20 protein-coding genes and 1 pseudogene are annotated in these 21,074 nt (G+C 67.2%); 14 read left to right on the top strand and 7 right to left on the bottom strand.

Features of this window, described 5'->3' with window-relative positions:
* Positions 1-955 (bottom strand): MFS transporter (locus tag ACK6AU_RS26095; protein ID WP_409302330.1); only part of this gene is annotated, 955 nt, incomplete at its 3' end.
* A 125-nt stretch (positions 956-1,080) separates the two neighbouring features.
* Between ACK6AU_RS26095 and ACK6AU_RS26090 the strand changes: the two genes are divergently transcribed.
* From ACK6AU_RS26090 to ACK6AU_RS26060, 7 genes are all read left to right on the top strand, one after another.
* Positions 1,081-1,668 carry a TetR/AcrR family transcriptional regulator gene (locus ACK6AU_RS26090; protein WP_185702090.1) on the top strand — a complete coding sequence of 196 codons (588 nt, stop codon included), beginning with the start codon at positions 1,081-1,083 and terminating at the stop codon, positions 1,666-1,668.
* Between the two features lie 118 nt (positions 1,669-1,786).
* Entirely contained in the window at positions 1,787-3,613 is a 1,827-nt protein-coding gene (locus tag ACK6AU_RS26085; protein ID WP_409302327.1) for a glycoside hydrolase family 15 protein, read from the top strand.
* A 53-nt stretch (positions 3,614-3,666) separates the two neighbouring features.
* Positions 3,667-4,035, top strand: coding sequence for a VOC family protein (locus ACK6AU_RS26080; protein ID WP_409302325.1), 369 nt, complete (start codon positions 3,667-3,669; stop codon positions 4,033-4,035).
* Between the two features lie 277 nt (positions 4,036-4,312).
* Positions 4,313-5,218, top strand: coding sequence for an alpha/beta fold hydrolase (locus ACK6AU_RS26075; RefSeq protein ID WP_409302323.1), 906 nt, complete (start codon positions 4,313-4,315; stop codon positions 5,216-5,218).
* 77 nt (positions 5,219-5,295) lie between these two features.
* Entirely contained in the window at positions 5,296-5,769 is a 474-nt protein-coding gene (locus tag ACK6AU_RS26070) for a hypothetical protein (protein ID WP_409302321.1), read from the top strand.
* Between the two features lie 15 nt (positions 5,770-5,784).
* Positions 5,785-7,227 (top strand): TIGR01777 family oxidoreductase, encoded by a 1,443-nt coding sequence (locus ACK6AU_RS26065; RefSeq protein WP_409302319.1) that lies wholly within the window; start codon positions 5,785-5,787, stop codon positions 7,225-7,227.
* A gap of 14 nt (positions 7,228-7,241) precedes the next feature.
* A complete protein-coding gene (locus ACK6AU_RS26060; RefSeq protein WP_409302317.1) occupies positions 7,242-9,680 on the top strand; it encodes an alpha/beta fold hydrolase in 2,439 nt (812 codons plus the stop codon).
* 7 nt (positions 9,681-9,687) lie between these two features.
* Here the strand turns inward: ACK6AU_RS26060 and ACK6AU_RS26055 are convergent, their stop codons facing one another.
* Positions 9,688-10,674, bottom strand: a complete 987-nt coding sequence (locus ACK6AU_RS26055; RefSeq protein WP_409302315.1) for a GlxA family transcriptional regulator — start codon at positions 10,672-10,674, stop codon at positions 9,688-9,690.
* A 92-nt stretch (positions 10,675-10,766) separates the two neighbouring features.
* Between ACK6AU_RS26055 and inhA the strand changes: the two genes are divergently transcribed.
* Entirely contained in the window at positions 10,767-11,453 is a 687-nt protein-coding gene (inhA, locus tag ACK6AU_RS26050; RefSeq protein ID WP_185702082.1) for an isonitrile hydratase, read from the top strand.
* A gap of 11 nt (positions 11,454-11,464) precedes the next feature.
* Here the strand turns inward: inhA and ACK6AU_RS26045 are convergent, their stop codons facing one another.
* Positions 11,465-11,809 (bottom strand): antibiotic biosynthesis monooxygenase, encoded by a 345-nt coding sequence (locus ACK6AU_RS26045; RefSeq protein WP_185702081.1) that lies wholly within the window; start codon positions 11,807-11,809, stop codon positions 11,465-11,467.
* A 23-nt stretch (positions 11,810-11,832) separates the two neighbouring features.
* The gene (locus ACK6AU_RS26040) at positions 11,833-12,465 is read right to left on the bottom strand and encodes a LysE family translocator (RefSeq protein WP_185702080.1); all 633 of its coding nucleotides are present in this window, start codon (positions 12,463-12,465) and stop codon (positions 11,833-11,835) included.
* A gap of 89 nt (positions 12,466-12,554) precedes the next feature.
* Between ACK6AU_RS26040 and ACK6AU_RS26035 the strand changes: the two genes are divergently transcribed.
* Positions 12,555-13,880, top strand: coding sequence for a PLP-dependent aminotransferase family protein (locus tag ACK6AU_RS26035; RefSeq protein ID WP_409302312.1), 1,326 nt, complete (start codon positions 12,555-12,557; stop codon positions 13,878-13,880).
* Positions 13,881-14,147: 267 nt separating this feature from the next.
* On the opposite strand, the gene ACK6AU_RS26030 is transcribed toward ACK6AU_RS26035, so the two are convergent.
* A complete protein-coding gene (locus tag ACK6AU_RS26030) occupies positions 14,148-14,948 on the bottom strand; it encodes an aminoglycoside phosphotransferase family protein (RefSeq protein WP_409302310.1) in 801 nt (266 codons plus the stop codon).
* Between the two features lie 81 nt (positions 14,949-15,029).
* Positions 15,030-15,488, bottom strand: a complete 459-nt coding sequence (locus ACK6AU_RS26025) for an SRPBCC family protein (RefSeq protein ID WP_185702077.1) — start codon at positions 15,486-15,488, stop codon at positions 15,030-15,032.
* 131 nt (positions 15,489-15,619) lie between these two features.
* On the opposite strand from ACK6AU_RS26025, the gene ACK6AU_RS26020 reads away from it, so the two are divergent.
* The 5 genes from ACK6AU_RS26020 to ACK6AU_RS26000 all read left to right on the top strand — a co-directional run bounded on the left by ACK6AU_RS26020 (position 15,620) and on the right by ACK6AU_RS26000 (position 20,822).
* Entirely contained in the window at positions 15,620-16,537 is a 918-nt protein-coding gene (locus ACK6AU_RS26020; RefSeq protein WP_185702076.1) for an ADP-ribosylglycohydrolase family protein, read from the top strand.
* A 33-nt stretch (positions 16,538-16,570) separates the two neighbouring features.
* Positions 16,571-16,966 carry a lysozyme inhibitor LprI family protein gene (locus tag ACK6AU_RS26015; protein WP_409302308.1) on the top strand — a complete coding sequence of 132 codons (396 nt, stop codon included), beginning with the start codon at positions 16,571-16,573 and terminating at the stop codon, positions 16,964-16,966.
* A 213-nt stretch (positions 16,967-17,179) separates the two neighbouring features.
* Positions 17,180-18,817, top strand: a complete 1,638-nt coding sequence (locus ACK6AU_RS26010) for a WG repeat-containing protein (RefSeq protein WP_185702074.1) — start codon at positions 17,180-17,182, stop codon at positions 18,815-18,817.
* A 100-nt stretch (positions 18,818-18,917) separates the two neighbouring features.
* Positions 18,918-19,586, top strand: coding sequence for an HAD family phosphatase (locus ACK6AU_RS26005; protein WP_185702073.1), 669 nt, complete (start codon positions 18,918-18,920; stop codon positions 19,584-19,586).
* A gap of 468 nt (positions 19,587-20,054) precedes the next feature.
* Entirely contained in the window at positions 20,055-20,822 is a 768-nt protein-coding gene (locus tag ACK6AU_RS26000) for a helix-turn-helix transcriptional regulator (protein WP_185702072.1), read from the top strand.
* Positions 20,823-20,826: 4 nt separating this feature from the next.
* Here the strand turns inward: ACK6AU_RS26000 and ACK6AU_RS25995 are convergent.
* A pseudogene (locus tag ACK6AU_RS25995) lies at positions 20,827-21,074 on the bottom strand (EmrB/QacA family drug resistance transporter); the annotation flags it as partial.

Here is a 21,074-nt window from a genome sequence, read left to right as displayed (position 1 = left end):
CGATCAGGGTCGGGGAGAAGAACAGCCCGGCGACCAGCACCGCCAGCGACAAACCGAGGATGTTGCCAGCCAGCAGCAGCGGCAAGGTGGTCACCGCCGTGGCAATACCGCTGTACATGAACAAGCGGGGCAATGGCGTGGACAGTTTCAAGGCCCCGAAGGCGATCCCCGCCAGGCACGAACCGGTGGCGTACATCGACAGCACGATGCTCGCCGCCGCCGGTTGCCCCTGTTGCTGGGCAAACGCCACGCTGACCACGTCCACCACGCCGACAATGGTGCCCATGGCCGTCATCAGCAACAGCAACATGCGGATCTGCCCGGAACGGATGATCGATCCCGAATGCTCTTCGTCATGGGGATGGACCGGCGGTTCGGTGGACTTCTGCACCACGAACAGCCCTACCCCCAGCGCCAGCATCAGCAGCGCCACCAGTGGCCCGGCCTCGGGAAACAGGCCGACGCTGAGGCCGACCGAGATCGGCGGGCCGACGATGAAGCACACCTCGTCCAGCACCGACTCCAGGGCGTAGGCGGTCTGCAGCTGCGGCTGGCCCCGGTACAGCTCGGTCCAGCGGGCCCGGACCATCGCCGACATGCTGGGCATGCAGCCGGCCAGGGCGGCAAAGAAGAACAAGGTCCAGTGCGGCGCCTGCAAGCGGGTGCACAGCAACAGCGCCAGCAACGCGCCGCCGCCCAGCCCGGCCGCCACAGGCAAAACCCGGCCCTGGCCGAAGCGGTCCACCAGGCGCGAGACCTGGGGCGCGCAGAACGCCGTGGCCAGGGCGAAGGTAGCCGCCACCGAACCGGCCAAGGCGTAGCCGCCGTGCAATTGCGACAGCATGGTGATCAGGCCGATGCCGGTCATGGAGATCGGCATGCGCGCGATCATGCCGGCCAGCACGAACGCCCGGCTGCCGGGGGCCTTGAACAACTCGCGGTAGGGGTTTGCCATGTACAACGACTCCTTGGGGGTCCTCAGGGCGGCTTTGCAGTAGCTACACATACGCCGCGTATGTTAAAAAGCATGAAAACATACGCCGCGTATGTCAATCCATCATGTGTTGGAGAATTGTTTTCATGAGCAGCCGCCCGCGCGCCGAAATGATCGAGGCCACCCGCGCCAAGCTGATTGCCAGTGCCCGCCTGGCCTTTGCCCGCCTGGGCTACGCCAAGACTTCCATGGACGACCTGACCGCCGAAGCCGGGCTGACCCGAGGCGCCTTGTATCACCACTTCGGTGACAAACAAGGCCTGCTGGCCGCGGTGGTGGAACAGATCGACAGCGAGATGGACGCCCGCCTGGACCGGGTCAGCGACCAGGCCGGCGATCCCTGGGAGGGTTTTACCCAGCGTTGCCGGGCCTACCTGGAGATGGCCCAGGAGCCGGAAATCCAGCGCATCGTTTTGCAGGACGCCCGGGCCGTGCTCGGCGAACGCCTGCCGGACCAGGAACACTGCGTCGACTCCCTGGGCCGGCGCCTGCAAGCCCTGGCCGAGGCCGGGATCATCAGCCCCGCGCCAAGCCAGGCCCTGGCCCGCCTGGTCAATGGCAGCCTGGTGGATACCGCGCTGTGGATCGCCGCCGACACAGCGTCCGGACAACGCCTGGCACAAGCGCTGCAGGGCCTGGAACTGCTGTTGCGGGGATTACGCACCAAGCCCTGAGTGAACTCCCGGGGCGCTGCGCAGGTCAGCTCAAACAGAAGCCGGGCCTCCTCGCCCGGCCTGACCTTCGCCCCGCTCATAGCCTGTGGCATGGGCCTGAACCCGGAGTCTTGCGGCCATGGCCGAGCAGCATCCTGCGACCCAGCGTCCCATCGACGCCCACGGCATCATCGGCGACATGCGCAGCGCCGCCCTGGTGGACGACCAGGGCAGCATCGACTTCTTCTGCTGGCCGGAATTCGACAGCCCGACGATCTTCTGCGCCCTGCTGGACAGCCCCAGCGCCGGGATCTTCCAGCTGGCGCCGGCACTGGCCAATGCCCGCCGCCAGCAGATCTACCTGCCCGACAGCAACGTCCTGCAGACCCGCTGGCTGGGCAACGAAGCGGTGGTAGAGGTCACCGACCTGCTGGCCATCGATGAAGACGTCGAGCTGTTGCCACTGCTGATCCGCCGGGTCCGGGTGGTCAGCGGCCGGGCCAGGCTGCACTTGCACTGCGCGCCACGGCTGGATTACGCCAGGGCCACCACCCAGGCACGGATGGACGGCGCCGCGGTGTGCTTCCAGGCCCCCGGCCAGCCCGGCCTGCGCCTGGTGGGCGAGCGGCCGCTGCAACTGGAGCAGGACGCGGCCGTGGCCGAATTCGAACTGGAACAAGGCCAGAGCGCCGAGTTCATCCTCGGCGGCAGTGACGATCCGCGGGTGCAGTGCGGCGCCGGCGACCTGCACCTGAGCCGCACCCTGAGGTTCTGGCGCGACTGGATCGGGCGCTCCAACTACCGCGGGCGTTGGCGCGAGATGGTCAATCGCTCGGCCCTGGCGCTCAAGCTGCTGACCTCCAGGCGCCACGGCGCGATTCTCGCCGCGGCGACCTTCGGCCTGCCGGAAAGCCCGGGCGGAATACGCAACTGGGACTACCGCTACACCTGGGTGCGCGATGCGTCGTTCACCGTCTACGCCTTCATGCGCCTGGGCTACGTCGAGGAAGCCAACGCCTACATGCGCTGGCTGCGCGGGCGGGTCAGCGACTGCCATGGCAAGCCAACGAAACTCAACGTGCTGTATGGCATCGACGGGCGCCAGGAGCTGCCGGAAGTGGCGCTTGCGCACCTGTCCGGCCACGGCGGCGCACAGCCGGTGCGCATCGGCAACCAGGCCTGCGAACAAGTGCAGCTGGACATCTTCGGCGAGCTGCTGGACGCGGTGTACCTGGTGAACAAGTACGGCGAAGGGATCTCCCACGAGGGTTGGAAACACACGGTGCAGGTGGTGGACCGGGTCTGCGCCGGCTGGCAGAGCAAGGACGTGGGGATCTGGGAGATGCGCGGCGAGCAGCAGCACTTCCTGCATTCGCGGTTGATGTGCTGGGTGGCGGTGGACCGGGCCATCCGCCTGGCCTCCAAGCGCTCGCTGCCGGCGCCCTTCGCCCGCTGGGACCAGGCCCGCCAGGCCATCTACGACGACATCTGGAGCCAGTTCTGGAACGAAGAGCGCGGGCACTTCGTCCAGCACATCGGCAGCACCGCCGTGGACGGTTCGATGCTGTTGATGCCGCTGGTGCGCTTCGTCGGTGCCCGTGATCCACGCTGGCTGTCCACCCTGGAGGCCATCGAGAACAGCCTGGTGCGCGACGGCATGGTCTACCGCTACCGCAACGACGACGGCCGGATCGACGGCCTGGACGGTACCGAGGGCGCGTTCGCTGCCTGCTCGTTCTGGTACGTCGAATGCCTGGCCCGGGCCGGGCGCCTGGAGCAGGCGCACCTGGAGTTCGAGCAATTGCTGCGTTATGCCAACCCCCTGGGCCTGTACGCCGAGGAGTTCGCCCCCCACGGCCGTCACTTGGGCAATACGCCCCAGGCCCTGACCCACCTGGCGCTGATCAGCGCGGCCTGTTTCCTCGACCGGCGCTTGAGCGGCGACAAAGAGGTCTGGCAACCTTGAGCGCCGCCTGTGAACACCGGCGCCCTCCTCTCCCAGGCCCAATGGATGTGCCCATGCCCGACTCACCGATCATCGCCGTGATGATCCACGCCGCCGACTGGCGCGCCGCCACCGACTGGTACGCCCAGGCGTTTCCCCAGGCCCGTCGGGTGCGGCATGAGCCCGATGATTTCGGGCACCTGCAACTGGGCGAGCTGGCCCTGGAAATCGTCCCCAGCGACGCCAAGGTCGGCCAGGGCCCGGCGGGCAGCGTGGTGTACTGGCGCGTCGCCGACCTGCCCGGCGAGCTGCAGCGCCTGGAGGCCCTGGGCGCATGTTTGTATCGCGGCCCAATGACCATCGAAGGTGGCGAGTGGATCTGCCAGGTACAGGACCCCTGGGGCAACTGCATCGGCCTGCGGCAACCAGCAGCCATCGCCTGACGGGATGTTTGCCGGCAGTCGAGCGTAAAGGCCTATCCCGGCCCCCATCGCAATGCCGATCCGCCAAGGCAATGGCGAGCGAGACTGGCCCGCGTTGGACTTCGCAGCGCGGCGTTTACCCAGTGAACACGCGCAACCGTTGACGACCATCGCGAGCAATCGAGCGTCGATCGGCGGCTCCTACAGGGGATCACCTCGCTTGAGTGAACAGTATGACGGCCCACCATCGAGGCTGTTCTGAGCTAGGGTATCCAGGTTCCCCGCATTCGGAGCTGCCATGCCCAGCCCAGCCGCCCTGCATCACGCCACCACTGCCAGCCTGCATATCGCTTACGAAGAACACGGCCCGAGCGGTGGCGAGCCGGTGATCCTGCTGCACGGTTTTCCCTACGATCCACGGGCCTACGACGAGATCGCCCCGCTCCTGGCCGAGCGCGGTTATCGGGTGATCGTGCCGTACCTGCGCGGCTACGGGCCGACGCGCTTCAGCCACCCGGGGATCATGCGTTCCGGGCAACAGGCGGCACTGGCCCAGGACCTGCTGGAGCTGATGGATGCCCTGCACCTGCCCACGGCCACCCTGGCCGGCTACGACTGGGGCGGACGCGCGGCGTGCATCGTCGCGGCCCTCTGGCCGCACCGGGTGCGCGGCCTGATGAGCGCCGACGGCTACAACATCCAGGACATCGCCAAGGCCTGTGAGCCCCAGGCTCCGGAAACCGAGCTGCAACTCTGGTACCAGTACTACTTCAATACCCAACGCGGGGTGGACGGCCTGCGCGCCAACCGCCGGGAGTTCTGCGAGCTGCTGTGGCGCCTGTGGTCGCCGACCTGGCAACAAGGGCCCGGGCTCTATGGGTTGAGTGCGCCGTCCTTGGACAACCCGGATTTCGTCGAGGTGGTGATCCACTCCTATCGCCATCGCTTCGGCTACGCCCCGGGCGATCCGGCGCTGGAACCCATCGAGCAGGCGCTGCTGGCCCAGCCGCCGATCCAGGTGCCAACCATCGCCCTGTGCGGCGCCGACGATGGCGTCGGCGCGCCGCTGGTGCCGGACCCCGACGGCCCGCAGTTCACCCGCGGTTATGAACGGCGGATCTTGCCCGGGGTCGGCCACAACGTGCCCCAGGAGGCGCCGCAAGCCACCCTCGAAGCCCTGCTGGAGCTGCTGCAAGGCGCTTGAAGAGCGCGACTGGCGCACGCCATGGCGGGGGAAAAATCGGTACACTGCGCGGCCTCGATCCCCCCACAGGACATGGAATGTTATCCGCCGCCTCTTCTTCACGCCCTGGCCTGCGCCGGGGCCTGGTGCTCTGGCTGTACGCCGCCGGCGCCGGCCACCTGCTGGTCGGCCTGCTGCTGACCTGGGCCGGCCACCAGGCGCTGTTCAACGACTACCTGGCCACTATCGAACAAGCCTTCTGGGGTGCCGCCGCCCCGGTGCCGGCCCGGACCCAGCAGGTCTGGTGGCTGGGCCTGTTCGGCGCCACCCTGCAAAGCTACGCCCTGTACCTGCTGGCCCTGGTGTACCTGGGCGATCGCCTGCGCGCGCCGGCGGCCTGGGCCTGGCTGATGGCCGGGATCGTCCTCTGGGCACCCCAGGACATGTGGCTGTCCTGGCAGGTGGGCATGTCGTCCCACCTGTGGATCGACAGTTTCGCCCTGCTGGTGCTGCTGCCACCTTTGGCCTGGCTGTACCGCCACGACCGTCTTACCTCTCGTTCTCTTTCGTAAAAGGATTTCATCATCGTGGCTGACTTGCCGTTCCTGCAGTGGGCCGTCGCCCTGCTGCTCGCCCAAGGGGTGCTGGGCGCCCTGGACACCCTCTACCACCACGAACTCACCGTGGCCCTGCCGCAACGCCACAGCGCGCGCAAGGAACTGAGCATCCATGCCCTGCGCTCGTGCTTCTACGGCGTGCTGTTCATGGGCATCGCCCACCTGGCGTTCCAAGGCATCTGGGCCTTGGTGATCGCCCTGCTGTTCGCCCTGGAGATCGGCCTGACCCTGTGGGACTTCGTGGTCGAGGACCGCAGCCGCAAGCTGCCGGCCATCGAGCGCATCATGCACACGGTGCTGGCGATCAACGCCGGGGCCTTCTTCGCCTTGTACGGCCTGCAACTGCTGGAATGGTCGCGCTTGCCCAGCGCCCTGGCTCCTATCGACCTGGGCTGGCAGGGTTGGGCCCTGAGCCTGTTCGCCGTGGGCGTGAGCGCCTCGGGGATTCGCGATGGCCTGGCGGCCCTGCGCCTGCAACGCCAGGGACAGGCGATCAATCCGTTCACCGGCGGCGCAGGCAAGCGGGTGCTGGTCACCGGCGGCACCGGTTTCATCGGCGAAGCGCTGGTCAACCAGTTGCTCGACGCCGGCCACACGGTCAGCGTGCTGGCCCGGGACCCCTTGCGCGCCGCCTACCTGTTCGACGGTCGCGCCCGCTGCCTGCGCTCTCTGGACAAGCTGGGCCATGGCGAAGCGTTCGACGTGATCATCAACCTGGCCGGCGCCCCGGTGGCCGGGCCGCGCTGGTCGGCCAAGCGCCAGGCACAACTGCTGGCCAGCCGGGTCGGCACCACCGAAGGCCTGCTCAACTGGCTGCAACACGCCCAGCACAAGCCGGCGTTGTGGATCCAGGCCTCGGCCATCGGCTTCTACGGGGTGCGCGATGCCAGTCAGGAACTGGATGAAGACGCCGCGCGTGGCGAAGGCTTCATGGCTGACCTGTGCGCTCGCTGGGAGTCCGCGGCCGAGCCCGCCAAACGCTTCGGCGTACGCCAGGTGGTGCTGCGCCTGGGTATCGTGTTCGGCCCCGGCGGCGCGCTCAAGCCGTTGCTGATGCCCTTCTACTTCGGTTTTGGCGGACGCATGGGCGATGGCCGGCAGATCATGAGCTGGGTGCACCGCGACGATGTGCTGCAGGTGATGGCCCGCGCCATGCGCGACGAGTCGCTGGAGGGCACCTACAACCTGGTGGCCCCGGATGCCGTGAGCCAAGGGCAGTTCGCCGAGAGCGTCGGCCAATTGCTCAAGCGCCCGGTCTGGCTGCATGTGCCGGCGGCGCCGGTGCGGGCCCTGGCCGGGGAAATGGCCCAGCTGTTCTTCGATGGCCAGAAGGTGGTGCCGGCGCGGCTGTTGCAGGCCGGCTACCGCTTCCGCTACCCGACCCTGGACAGCGCCCTGCGCGACCTGGCCTGAACCGAGGAGCCTCGATGAGCAAGCCCCTGTTGTACTTGCTGGCGGGCAACGGCAGCGCCAGCGACTGGTGGGACGATGCCGTACCGCACTTTCGCCATTATCGAGTGCAAACCCTGGAACTGCCGGGGTTCGGCGACAACCCTCAGCCACCGTGCGACGACCTGGGGCAGTACGCCGAGGCCCTGCTGGCGCTGACCGCCCCGGGCAACGCCATCGTCGCCGTGGGCATCAGCGCCCTGGTGGTGCTGCACGCCTTGCAGCGCCGTCCCGGGCACTTCTCCCGCAGCGTGCTGCTGTCGCCGGTGGGGGCCTTCCTCTGGCAGCGGCGCCTGCCGGCGTTGATGTCGCCACTGCCGGTGCGGCTGTTGATCCACCGCCTGCTCAGCCAGCGTCCGGCCTGGTTCGCCCACAAGTTCTCGCGCCAGCGCTGGAGCCCCCGGCAGTACCGGCGCATGGGCGCAGGTTATGCCCGCTGCCGGGCCTTCGTGCCGCTGTGGGAGCAATTGCGGGCCGATACCGCACTGCCGCTGCTGGAATGGCTCGAGGACCCGGTGGAGCTGGTCTGGGGTGATCAGGACCAACTGCTCGGCAGCGCCCAGGCCGCGGCCTGGAGCGCGATCCTGGCCCGCGCCGACCTGCGGGTCAGCCTGCGTCCGGGCTGGGGCCACTACCCGTGGATCGATGCGCCAGCCGAGTTCGTCGCCTGGATCGAGGCGCCCAACGATGGCTTCGTCGCCCACACCAAGGGCGGTCGCCTGCGCCTGGCGGAACTGGCCGGCCAGCCGGTGCCAGCCGCCCTGAGCCTGGACAGCGCCGAGGATCCGCGCCTGGCGCCGCTGCTGGCCAGCCAGCCCGATGCCCTGTGGGCCGTGCGTTCCTCCAGCTATGGCGAAGACCAGGCCGACTCGGCCAACGCCGGGCTCAGCACCACCTACCTGCGGGTGGCCGCCAGCGAAGTGGCGCCACGCATCGACGAGCTGCGCCAGAGCGGAGTCGAGGAAGTGGTGGTGCAGCGCTTCGTCCAGCCGCGGCTGTCGGGGATCGCCTTCGTGCGCCACCTGGCGGTGGAACTGGAATGGGTCGAGGGCCACCTGGAAAGCCTCGCCGATGGCCAAGCCAGCCCCGAGCGGGCGGTGCTGTCGCGCCTGGGCCCGGCCTGGGAAAGCGGCACCTTCGCCACCCGCCACGGCCTGTCTGCCAAGGCCTTGTGGGACTTTTTGCAAGGGGTGCTGAAGGTTTTCCACTACGTGCCCGGCGACATCGAGTGGGCCTGGGATGGCCAGCAACTGTGGCTGCTGCAATACCGCCCGATCAGCGACTACGGCTGGCGCCGGCACCTGACCGCGGCCAACATCGCCGAGATCCTGCCACCGCAACCCAGCCGCTTCGTCGAGTACGGCCAGCGCCGGGCAGCGGCCAGCATCCCGGCGATCATGGCCCGCTGGGACAGCCGGGTACTGGAGAACAACGAGCCGTTTACCGCCCTGTTCGGCGGCGCCTCCTACATCAACAACGACCTGTTCCTGGCGCGCCTGGCGGATTGGGGCCTGCCCTCCTCCGGTTATGCCGCCGAAGTCGGTGGCGCGGCCCCGGCCCTGCCCTTGCGGCCCCTGCGCCTGCTGCGTTCGCTACCACGCCTGCTGCGCATGCAATTCATCGCCCGCAGCCACTTGCTGAGCCTGGAACCGGGCCTGCGGCGCTTCGACCGGGAACTGGCGCAACTGCGCGAGGCCGGGGCCTCGGGCCAGCAACTGGCGGACTGGTTCAGCCGCTTCTACGTGTTCGTGGTCCAGGGCAACCTGTGCATCGCCACCGCCCTGGCCAGCAGCGGTGGCGCCCTGCTCGGTCGCCCGCCCACCGCCTACGACAACCTGGAGCACAGCCCCCATCGGTTGCCCTGGGAAACCGACCCCGGCACCCCACGCCCGGCATGCGCACCGCTGCCGTTGCAGGCGTTCCCAAGCTGGAGCCCGGCCATCGCCCTGGCCCATCGCCTGGGCCTGCCGGGCATGCGCGGCTACTACCTGCAAGTGCGCGAGTGGTACCGGGACAACCTGATGCGCCTCTTCATGGGCCTGCACCATGCACTGCCCGAGGCCGATCGCGACTACTGGTTCGCTCCCCACGAACAGGTGCGCAGTCGCGGTGGCAGTTTCTGGCAGGACGGCCGCGAGGGCAGCGAGCAGGCCAGCGGCTTCATGATCTACCCGGGCCAGGCCCAGGGCATCCTCGGGGTGGACATCCTCCTGGAGGACACCCTCGACCCCGGCCGGCATGCCCACTACCAGCAGGCCCGGGCAGTGATCGCACGCATGGGCGGGCGCCTGTCCCATGGCTCGACCCTGCTGCGGGAACTACGCAAGCCCTCGGCGGTGCTGCCCCAGGTGGATCCGAGCTGGATGGGCCGCGAAGTGCACTATGTCGACGGTCAACTGCACCTGGTCCAGGACTGAGGGTGACTCAGGAGGATTCCTGGGTGGCGGCGAAACGTTCGCGATAGGCCTGGGGCGTCACGCCCAGGGCCCGCAACACGCTGCGGCGCAGGGTCTCCTCGCTGCCAAAACCGCACTGCACGGCAATGCGCTTGATCGACAGGCCAGTGTCGGCCAGCAAGCGGCGGGCGGTTTCGACCCGGATCAGCTCGATGGCCCGGGCCGGGGTCTGGCCGGTGTCGGCACGGTAGTGGCGCACGAAACTGCGCTCGCTCATGGCCGCTTGCTCGGCCAGCACCGGCACCGTCAGTTCCCGGTTGAGGTTCTCGGCGATCCAGGCGTGCAGTCCATCGAAACGCCCGCCACCGTTCTGCAGCGCCAGGGTCACGCTGAATTGCGCCTGCCCGCCCGGGCGCTTGAGGAACACCACCAGTTGCCGGGCCACTTCCAGGGCCGCCTCGCGCCCCAGGTCAGCCTCCACCAGGGCCAGCGCCAGGTCGATGCCGGCCGTGACCCCGGCCGAGGTCCAGACCGGACCGTCGTTGATGAAGATCGGGTTGGCCTCGACCCGCAATTGCGGATAGGCCTCGGCCAGTTGTTCGCAGCGAGTCCAGTGGGTCACCACCCGGCGGCCATCCAGCCAGCCGCTGGCCGCCAGCAGGAAAGCCCCGGTACAGACCGAGGCCACCCGCCGTGCCGCGCCTGCCCGGGTCGCGACCCAGGCCACCAGTTGCGGGTCACGGGCGGCCGCGTAGACCCCGCCGCCACCGGCCACGATCAAGGTGTCGCAAGCCTGCTCCAGGCCCGGCAGGGGGTCGGCCATCAACGCCAGGCCCGACGAACTGAGGGTCGTCCCGCCTGGGCTTGCCACCACCCGCGGGTTATAGGGCAACGGCAACCCTCGCTCGCGGGCCCGGTCGTTGGCCGAGGCGAACACCTGCAAAGGCCCGGTGACATCCAGCAACTGGGCGTTGGTAAAAGCCAGGACAAAGACGTTTTTCGCGGTGCTGGGCATGATTGGCGTAAATCGAGGGCAGGTTGGCGTATGCGCCAAATCCTAGAAGGCTAGAGTCAGCTCGTCCACCCCATCGATACAAGGAGCTCGCAATGGCCGTGCAGATCGGTTTTCTGTTGTTCCCAGGCGTCCAGCAACTGGACCTGACTGGCCCCTATGACGTGCTGGCGGCGCTGCCGGATACGCAAGTGCATTTGCTGTGGAAGGAGCCAGGGCCGATCAATTCAAGTGCCGGGATGCTGCTGCAAGCCACCACCGGCTTCGCCGCCTGCCCGCCCCTGGATGTGCTTTGCGTGCCAGGCGGGGCCGGTGTCGGCGCGTTGATGGAAGACCCACAGGTGCTGGATTTCCTCCGCCAGCAGGCCGCCCAGGTGCGTTACCTGACCTCGGTCTGTACCGGCTCCCTGGTGCTCGGCGCCGCCGGCCTGCTACAGGGCAAGCGGGCCACCACCCACTGGGCCTACCACGAGTTGCTGGCGCTGCTGGGGGCCATTGCGGTCCATGAACGAGTGGTGCGCGATGGCAACCTGTTCACCGGCGGCGGCATCACCGCGGGCATCGACTTCGCCCTGACCCTGGCCGCCGAGCTGTTCGACCCACAGACCGCGCAGCGGGTGCAGCTGGATCTGGAATACGCCCCGGCCCCACCCTTCGACGCTGGCAGCCCGGACACCGCTCCCGCCTCCCTGGTGCAACAAGCCCGCCAAGCCACCGCGGCCTCCTTGAGCAAGCGCCGGGAAATCACCCTGCGCGCCGCCGCCAGGTTGCAGGCCGGCTGACCCGGCAACCGTCAGGCGCGGCGTACCGGAGCGTGGCGGTCGCTGGCCAGCAAGGAGTCGATGCCGCCATCGCCGTAGACCCGCTCGACCTTGCAAATCATCACCTGATAGCCGGCGTACCAGCGCCGGTACTGGCGCTTGGCTTCAAGGTGCCTGGGGTGGCGGGCGAAGGCCTGGATCGACGCCTCGTCCTCCCAGTAGTAGCTGGCGTTGACCAGGCCCTGGCCGGCGTTGGCCCAGGATTGGGCACCGACGAAACCCGGCAGGCTGGCGGCGACTTCGTCGATGATCGCACTCAGGCGCTGGAACTCTTCGTCGGCCTGGCCGGGCTTATAGATAAAGGCGGCGATGTACATGCTTGGACTCCATTGGGGAAAAATCAGCTTGGTTGGGTCATCAGCGCCAGACGCAAGGCCAGGGCCAGCAACACCGCCGCCAGCAGCCAGGACTGCAACCTGGCGACACCTGCCGTGCGGGCGGCCAGGGCACGCCCCAGGGCCGCACCGCAGATCCCCAGGCCCGTGTGGAAGATCCCGCTGACCAAGGTCAATACCAACCCCAGGACCACCAGTTGCCAGGCGATGCTGCCCTGCCCGGGGCTGACGAATTGCGGCAAGAAGACCATGAAGAACAACAGCGCCTTGGGGTTGAGCAGGCTGTTGCCCATGGCCCGGACGAACACCGTGGCCAGCGGCACCCGGGGCGTGCTGGCAAGGTTCAAGCCAGCCCTGCTGCCCAGGGCCTTCCAGGCCAACCACAGCAAATAGGCGACCCCGGCATAACGGATCAGGTCCAGGGCCGGTGGCCAGCTGGCGACCAATGCGGTGACGCCAGTGGCGGTGAGCAGGGTCAGGCAGATATCCGCGACCCCGATCCCCATCCCGGAAGCGATCCCTCCCCGCCAGCCATAGGCCATGCCCTGGCTGATGACGAAGGCCATGTTCGGCCCCGGTGACAACAGCAACAACAGCACGGCACCGATGAAGATCGATAGGGTCGTCCAGTCCGGCATGCTTGTGCACTCCTGCGAGAAAGCCGGTAGATTAGGCGCCCTTCCTGATACAAACAAAAAACTGTTCTAGATACACCGGGAGCCCAGCAATGCGCCGCACTCGCTACAAGGCCATCGTCGATGATTTCGCCCGGCGCATTCGTGCCGGGCAATTGTCGCCCGGCACCCAGTTGCCCACGGTCCGGGCGCTGATGGCCAGGGAGCGGGTAGCCCTGGCCACCGCCTTGCGGGTCTACCAGGAGCTGGAAGCCATTGGCCTGGTGGTGGGCGAGGCCGGGCGCGGGACCTTCGTGCGCGATAGCAACCTGTCCCGGGGCATGGGCCTGGAGCAGCAACCGGCCAAGGACTGCGAGGTGGACCTGTCCTTCAACTACCCAGCCCTGCCCGGCCAGGAACAGATCCTGCGCGAAGGCCTGCGGGCCATCGCCGCCTCCGGCGACCTGGATGCCCTGCTGCATTCCGCTCCCCAGGGCGGGCGCCTGCATGAACGCCAGACCGCGGCCCGGCACCTGCGCAACCGCCAGATCCGCGTCGGTGCCGAGCAGGTGCTGATCGTCAATGGCGCCCAGCAGGGACTGGCGGTCAGCCTGCTGGCGCTGCTGCGGCCCGGGGATGTCCTGGCGGTGGACGCCCTGACCTACCCGGGCCTCAAGAGCCTGGCCCTGGTCCACCGCCTGGACCTGGAACCCCTGCCGCAGATCGATGGCCTGACCGACCTCGACGCCTTGGAAGAGCTGTGTCGCCGCCGGCCGGTGCGCGCGCTGTACTGCATGCCCACCCTGCACAATCCCCTGGGCTCGGTGATGCCCCTGGCCCAGCGTCAGCGCCTGGTGCGATTGGCTCGCGAGCACGACTTCTGGCTGATCGAGGACGGCGCCTATGCCTTTCTCGCCGAACCGGCTCCGCCACCGCTGCAGACCCTGGTGCCGGAGCGCACCCTGTACATCTCGGGCTTGTCCAAGAGCGTCGCTTCGGGGCTGCGCATCGGCTTCATCGTCGCGCCCCCGGCGCTGATCCCGGCCCTGGAACGGGCGATCCGGGTCTCCAGCTGGAGCACCCCGACCCTGACCGTGACCCTGGGTTGCCTGTGGATCGAATCGGGGCTGGTGGACAATCTGGAGGAGCAGAAACGCCACGACGCCCGCCAGCGCCAGCACCTGGCTGCCAGGGTGCTGCAAGGCTGCGATTACCTGGCCAATCCTTCGTCCTACTTTCTCTGGCTGAAGCTGGGGGACGGTCGCCGGGCCGACAGCGTGGTGGCGGCCCTGGCCCGGCAGAAGGTGACCGTGACCTCGGCAGATCCCTTCGCCACCACGCCCCACACGCCCCAGGCGCTGCGCCTGGCCCTGGGTTCGATCAGCCTGCCGTTGTTGGAGCAAGCGCTGCACAAGGTGCACAACGAAGTCACCCGTTGACCGACCGGAGCCTGGCCGTTGCGGGCTCCGGTCCCATGAAAACCCGGGCGAAAAAAAACCCGCCGAAGCGGGTTTCTTTCAAGACCATCATGACATCCTGTCTGCAGCATCCGTGCTAATGGTCGATCTTCCGTGATCCTGAAGCGCGTCCTGCGCTGCAGTTGTGGGAAGAGATATTAAACACGTACCCGGGTAGGCAGAAGGCGCATTGAAATACAGCGCGTGTAGGAAATTGGCTACAGCTCACTTAGGCAATCCCTGAGGCCCTCACCCCAGCGCCTGAATCGCCAGGGCCGCCAGCTGCAACTGGTGGCGGGCGCCGGGTTGATGATCGTCCTGGAGGAACCAGGCGGCGGACAGGCCACTGAAGGCCAGCACCCACTGCACCAGCCGCCGGGGTTCCAGGTGGGCCGCTTCGGCGATCACCCGCACCTGGCGCTCGAAGCGCAGGGGATCGGTGGCGCTGGGCAGGTCCGGGTTGCAGATCAGGTTGGCAAAGTCGAACGTGCGCTCGCCATGAACCCGCTTGGGATCGATCACCAGCCAGCCGCGCTCGGCGAAATCCAGCACGTTGTCGTGGTGTACATCGCCGTGCAGCACTACTTCTTCCCGAGGCGTGGCGAGCAGGTGCTCGGCCATGGCCAGGCTCTGGACGAACAGGCCGCCCTGTTGTCGTGCCGCCTCGCGCAGGTCCTTGAACCAGTGGTCCAGCGCCAGCAAGGGTGGCCGGGGTTCAGGCCGTGGCGCATGCAGGCGCGCCAGGGTGGCGCAGACGATCTGGCTGACCGCGTCGTGCTCGCCGGCCAGGGCCATGCGCATCAGCGACCCCGGCCCCATGGCCCGCTCCATCAGCAGCGCAACGTCTTGCTGGGCATGTACCCGCGCCGCACCCTCGCCGCCCCACCAGGCCATCAACCGGTTGCCGGCCTGTTCGTCTTCATCCAGGGCGATCTTCAGCATCGCCGGCGCGCCCGTCTCCAGGCGCACCGGCAACAGGCGGCTGCCGGGGGTGACGATGGGCTCGCCATCCGGCGTCAGGCGCCAGCGTTCCAGGTAGGTTGCAAACACCAAGGCAGCTCCAAGCGGTCAACGACAAGCTGCCAGTTTCAAACGGCGCCGGGCACCTGCGCAAGGCTGACAGACCGGTAATCATTGCTGGCGCAGGTAGTGCTCGATATTGCCCATCTGCTCGTCCCAGCCACGGCTGTTCATGCGAAAGGCCTTGAGCCGGCGTTCGGCGGGAATGGCGTCGAACCCCGATTCGCTGACCCGCAGCAAGGTGCCTTCGGGGTGTTCGTCCAGCTCGAAGCGCACCAGGGTGGTGGGCTCGCTCGAATAGTCATGACCCGGCTCCACGGCGTAAGGGTGCCAACGGAAGGAGAACAGCTCTTCGGGCAGCATCTGCTCGACCTGCAACTCCAGCATCAGGTGTTCATACCCGGGATACGTGATGGCGCCACGGGCCTGCCGGCCCGGAGCGAAATGCTCGCCAGCGAATGTCACGCCGAACCAGCGGCCGAAGCGCTCGGCCTCGCTCAGCGCGGCCCAGACCTGCGCCGCACTGGCCCGGAGCAGGATCTTGCGCTCGATACGATCTGAAGAATTCATAAGCCACCTCCATTGATGAACACTAGCCCGCCCTGGGTCCGGTGCAAGCTTTGCCGGAGCACCAACGGCGTGATCGGCACCGGGGAAAAATGCTACTGTCAGCGCCCTCCCGTCAAAGCAAAGGACCTGCCATGCCCCTCGCCCTCCTCGACCGCTATCGCGGCAGCCTGCTGGGCCTGGCCTGCGGCGATGCCGTCGGCACCAGCGTCGAATTCAAGCCCCGCGGCAGCTTCCCAGCCGTTACTGACCTGCAAGGTGGCGGACCGTTCAACCTCAAGCCCGGCCAGTGGACCGACGACACCTCGATGGCCCTGTGCCTGGGGGAAAGCCTGCTGCGCCAGGGCGGTTTCGATGCCGCCGACCAGATGGGCCGCTACCTGAACTGGTGGCAGTGGGGTTATCTGAGCGCCACCGGCGAATGCTTCGACATCGGCATGACCGTGCGCCAGGCCCTGGCCGACTACCAGGAGCATGGCCAGCCCTTCGCCGGCTCCAGCGATCCCTATACCGCCGGCAACGGTTCGCTGATGCGCCTGGCACCGGTGGTGCTGTTCTTCTACCCTGACCTGGCCCGGGTCCGGCAGTTCGCCGGCGACAGCTCGCGCACCACCCATGGCGCCGCCGAGGCCATCGAATGCTGCCAGCTGTTCGCCAGCCTGATCGCCAGGGCCCTGGCCGGCGCTTCCAAGCAGGAGTTGCGGGTGGTGGAGGACATGCGTTTCGAGCAAGCCAAGGTGGCGACCCTGGCTCGCGGCAGCTACCTGAGCAAGGGCCGCGAAGAGATTCGCGGCAACGGTTATTGCGTGGACTCCCTGGAAGCGGCGCTGTGGTGCTTCCAGCACAGCGACAACTACGCCGATGCGGTGCTGGCCGCGGCCAACCTGGGGGACGATGCCGACACCACCGCCGCCATCGTCGGCCAACTGGCCGGAGCCTTCTACGGCATCCAGGGTATACCCGGGCACTGGCTGGCCAAGCTGCACATGGGCCAGGAGATCCAGGCCATGGCCGATGACCTGCTGCGCGCCGCGCAGCGAACGGCGGCGTAATCCGAAACCTGACGAATCGACAGCGAGCCCCTCATGCGCCCATCCCTGATCCTCGCACCCCTGCTGCTGGCGCCATTGGCCCACGCCGACGAATGCAGCGATGCTCCCGACCAAGCTGCCCTGAGCCAGTGCGCCAGCGTCCAGTACAAGGCTGCGGACAAGGAGCTGAACAGCCTGTACCAACAGATCAGCCAGGGCCTGAAGAACCAGGCGCAAACCAAGCAGCGGTTGGTTGGCGCCCAGCGCGCCTGGGTAGCGTTCCGCGATGCCGAGTGCGGCTACGCCACCTCCGGCGTGGAAGGTGGCAGCCTCTACCCATTGGCCTATAGCCAGTGCATGACGGCACTGACCAAGGCCCGGGTGGAAAACTTCAAGAACTACCTGAAGTGTGAGGAAGGTGACTTGAGCTGCCCGGTGCTGGAGCGGTAGCGGGCGCCTGTCTCCAGCCTCGGTGGGCATGTTGCCCGGCGCGCCATGTCGTGAAAAACGCCTGGGCCTTGTACGGCGCAATGGGCTGTACCGGTGGTTTTCTTTGCAATTGGATCTTGCATTTATCCGTCGCCGCCGCAGAATCACCGCGCTTTGCCTGGCCATTTGCGCAGGCAGGGCCATTTCCCCCCTATTGCAAAGGAACCTTCGTTCATGGATAGAAGCGCCAGCGCCCGTCTCGGCTCGCTGATCCTCTCGTTGTCTGCTCTGGCCCTGACCGGATGCAAGGAAGAATCCAGTCCCAAGACCGTGGCCGCCGCGCTCGCCCCGGCCCCCGCCGCCATGGTGATTCCGGTCTGCGCCAACGGCGAATGCGCCGTGCTGGACCAGAACGGCGCGGTACTGGTCGGCGTCGACAACGACTACGACGCCGTGGTCACCCTGCCCCTGGACAAGAGTTTCCTGTTCGCCAAGGACGGGACCTGGAACCTGGCCAGTGCCGACGGCAAGCAGATCCTGCTGGCCGACTTCACCGACGACCTGCGACCACTGACCCCCGGCTACTTCGGCTTCGGCCAGGACGGCAAGCTGGGCATCATCGACCAGAGCGGCAAGCAGGTACAGCCACCGCGCTTCGACGACTTGTACATCGGCGGCCAGGACGACTTCCTCGTCTACGAGCTGAACGAGAAACGCGGCCTGCTGGACGCCAAGGGCCAGGAGCTGACCCAGGCGCTGTATGACAGCAGCGTGGTGCGCGACGACTTCGCCAAGCGCGGCTGGTGGATGACCGCCGAACGCGGCGAGGAAAAGTGGGCGTTCAACCTCAAGACCCACGAGCAAAAGAAAGTCGCGTTCGACACTATCGACAGCGCCGCCAACGGGTACTTGGTGGTCAGCGACGAGCAGGGCAAGTTCCTGGCCGATGCCCAGGCCCGCCTGGTGGATCCTGCCCGTTACTATTGGCTTGGGGAACCCGGCGAGAACCGCGTGGCCTTCCGGGAAAAATACGACACGCCGTGCGGCTACCTCGACCTGCAAGGCAAGGTCGTGATCAAGGCCCAGTTCAGCACCTGCGAAGTGTTCGGCAAGCAGGGCGCGCTGGTCACCGCCCAGGCCGCCGAAGGCGAGCACGGCAAGATCGGCATGATCGACCCGCAGGGCCAGTGGAAGGTGCAGCCGGTGTACGACTCGGCGGAACCAGCGGGCTTCAGTCCTTTGGGCCTGTTCCCCCAGGTCCCGGGACTGAACCAGGTCGGCGTGCTGCAAAGCGCCTTCACCGCGACCTTCGGCATCTTCGATGTGGACAAGGGCGTCGAGCTGTTCAAGCCGATCTACAGCAACATCGGCGCGCTCACTCCCGAGCTGTTCGTCTTCAGCAGGCCTGACAGCCCGACCAAGCCGGTCACCCTGTTCGGCGAAGCCACCAAGATCGCCACCGTCGGCCTGATGGACGCTAGCGGCAAGGTACTGATGGAGCCAGGCCAATACGTGGATATCCACCTGGACAGCAGCGGCCACTACCTGCTGGCCAGCGAAGACACTTCGCCGCTGTCGACCGTGGCGTTGCTGGACCTCAAGGGCAAGCGCCTGGTTGCCAGCAAGTGGCAGGAACTGGTGGTCGATGAAGCCCGTGGGGCGATCTTCGGTTACGCCGTGGAAGGCGTGGGCGATGACCAGACCCGCAGCATCAAGGCGCTGTACCGCCTGGACGGCACCCCGAGCTTCCAGGTGACCCAGGTCGACTGTGGCGCCGAGCAGGTCCTCGATGGCCAGGGCAAGGTGCTGTGGCCAACCAATCCGCAAGATCACTGCCCACAGCCTGACGACGACGGCCCCGCCGAAAGCTGAGCCCGGCCTGACGGCCACGGCTGCGATCAAGCCTGCTAGGATGCGGGCTTGATCGATTCAGCCAACCGGCCCGGATGGGGCCCGACAGGAACTGTCTCCCATGCTCAACGCTTTGCTCTTCGACCTCGACGGCACCCTGACCGACACCGACGCCCTGCACCTGCTGGCCCTGCAACAATTGCTGCTGGAGGAAGAGCAGCGGGTCTTCAGCCACGCGCAATTCATGGCCCATGTCAGCGGCCAGGCCAACGCCAACATGTGCCGCTACCTGTTCCCCGGGCGCAGCGTGGCCGAACACGAGGCCTTCGCCGAGCGCAAGGAGCAGCGCTTTCGCCAACTCTCCTCGCAACTGGAACCGATGCCCGGGCTGTTGCGCCTGTTGGATTTCGCCGAGCAGCACGGCATTGCTACCTGCGTGGTGACCAACGCGCCCCGGGCCAATGCCCAGCACATGCTCCAGGCCCTGGGCCTGAGCCAACGCCTGTCGACCGTGCTGGTGGCCGAGGAGCTGCCCCGGGCCAAGCCCGATCCCCTGCCCTACCTGCGCGGCCTGCAAGCCCTGGATGTCGCGGCCAGCCAGGCGCTGGCCTTCGAAGACTCGGTCCCCGGGCTGAAGGCGGCGGTGGGCGCCGGCCTCCGCACCTTCGGCCTGGCCACCAGCCAGCGCCCCGAGACCTTGCTGGACGCCGGTGCCCATCGGGTGATTCGCGACTTCGACGACCCGCAGTTATGGGCCGAGATTCATCGACGACTCGAACGACCGGCCTGAAGCGCGGGCCTCGGGAGTACCGCAAAGGGTCGGGAGATTAGGAGATAAAGGGGACTGGAAAGGAAGTAGCCAGGGGATGGGAGGAAAGGGTGCTCGCCCATCACTTCGACCATGGCATCTTAAGCCGAAGCCCCCCTTTGGCTGGGCGAGCAGGTGGTCATGTTACGGAGGCGCCGGGGATGGCCCTATCGGATAATTCCGAAAAATTTGTGGGAATAAGGAAAAATCCAGAACGCTTTTTCCTGGGCGCGACCTTTTTTTCACGGCTCTTTCACCTCGCCCCCCGTAGATTGGGACCACTCCTTAACGAATCCCATTTGGCCCGCCCCTGGCGGGCTTTTTTTTGCCTTGGATTCAAGCAACGGCTCTGCTGCAACTACTCAGCTAATCAGGCTTTTGTTATCTCGAATTAGACATCCGGCCTTATGATGGACGCCCTCGCCCCTGTTGCCGGAGACGCCCCGTCCCATGTCCGACCTGCTTGTGGTTTCGTCCATCGATAGCCTGGCGGTGCCTGTCACCAGCATTGCCGTGGATTATCCCAACGGCCACGTGATCCCCTCCCACAGCCATCCCCGCTCGCAGCTGGCCTATGCCATCGAAGGCGTGCTGGTGATCGATACCCAGTCCGGACGCTGGGTGGTGCCGCCCAGTCGTGGGGTCTGGCTGCAGGCCGGGGTCGAGCATCGGGTGCGCATGCGCGGCGCGGTGCGCATGCGCAGCCTGTTCGTCAATGTCGACGCCATCAGCGGCTTGCCCGAGAACGACTGCGTGATCGAGGTCTCGCCCTTGCTGCGCGAATTGATCCTGGCCGCGTCCCAGGTCGATGAGCACTACCAGGCCGATAGCCGCGACGGCCGCCTGATGCGCTTGATCCTCGATGAAATGCGCTCGCTGCCGGTGCTGCCCTTCAGCCTGCCCTGGCCCCAGGAGCCACGCATGCTCCAGGTCTGCCGGGCCCTGGCCGACGACCCGGCGGACAACCGCACCGCCGAGCAATGGAGCGACCGCCTGGCCATGAGCGCCAAGACCTTCCACCGCCAGTTCCAGCGCCACACCGGCATCACCTTCGGCCGCTGGCGCCAGCAGGCGCGGTTGTTGATGTCCCTGGAGTGCCTGGCCCAGGGCATGCCGGTGGTGCAGGTGGCCCTGCAACACGGCTACGACAGCCAGAGTGCCTTCGCCGCCGCCTTCAAGCGCCAGTTCGGCACCCCGCCATCGGAGTTCTACCGCTGAGCGCTCAGGCCCGGCGCAGCAGCAATCCGGCCAGTACGCACAGCAACATCGCCGCCCCGGCCAGCAGGAAGGCATCGCTGTAGGCCAGCAACAAGGCGTCGCGGTGCAGCACCCGGTTCATCAGTTCCAGGGCCTGCCGGCGCAAGGGCGCGGCCGCCGCCGAATGCAACGCGCTGGCGTAGTCCAGCGGTGCCTGGGCGAGCATCCGCACCCACTCCACCAGGCGCTCTTGGGTGGCCTGGGCGAACAGAT

The organism is Pseudomonas sp. KCJK8993 (assembly GCF_046230915.1).
Classification (GTDB): Bacteria; Pseudomonadota; Gammaproteobacteria; order Pseudomonadales; family Pseudomonadaceae; genus Aquipseudomonas; species Aquipseudomonas piscis.
The sequence above is the reverse complement of the archived record's forward strand: the minus strand, read 5'-3'. Positions and strand labels throughout refer to the sequence as shown.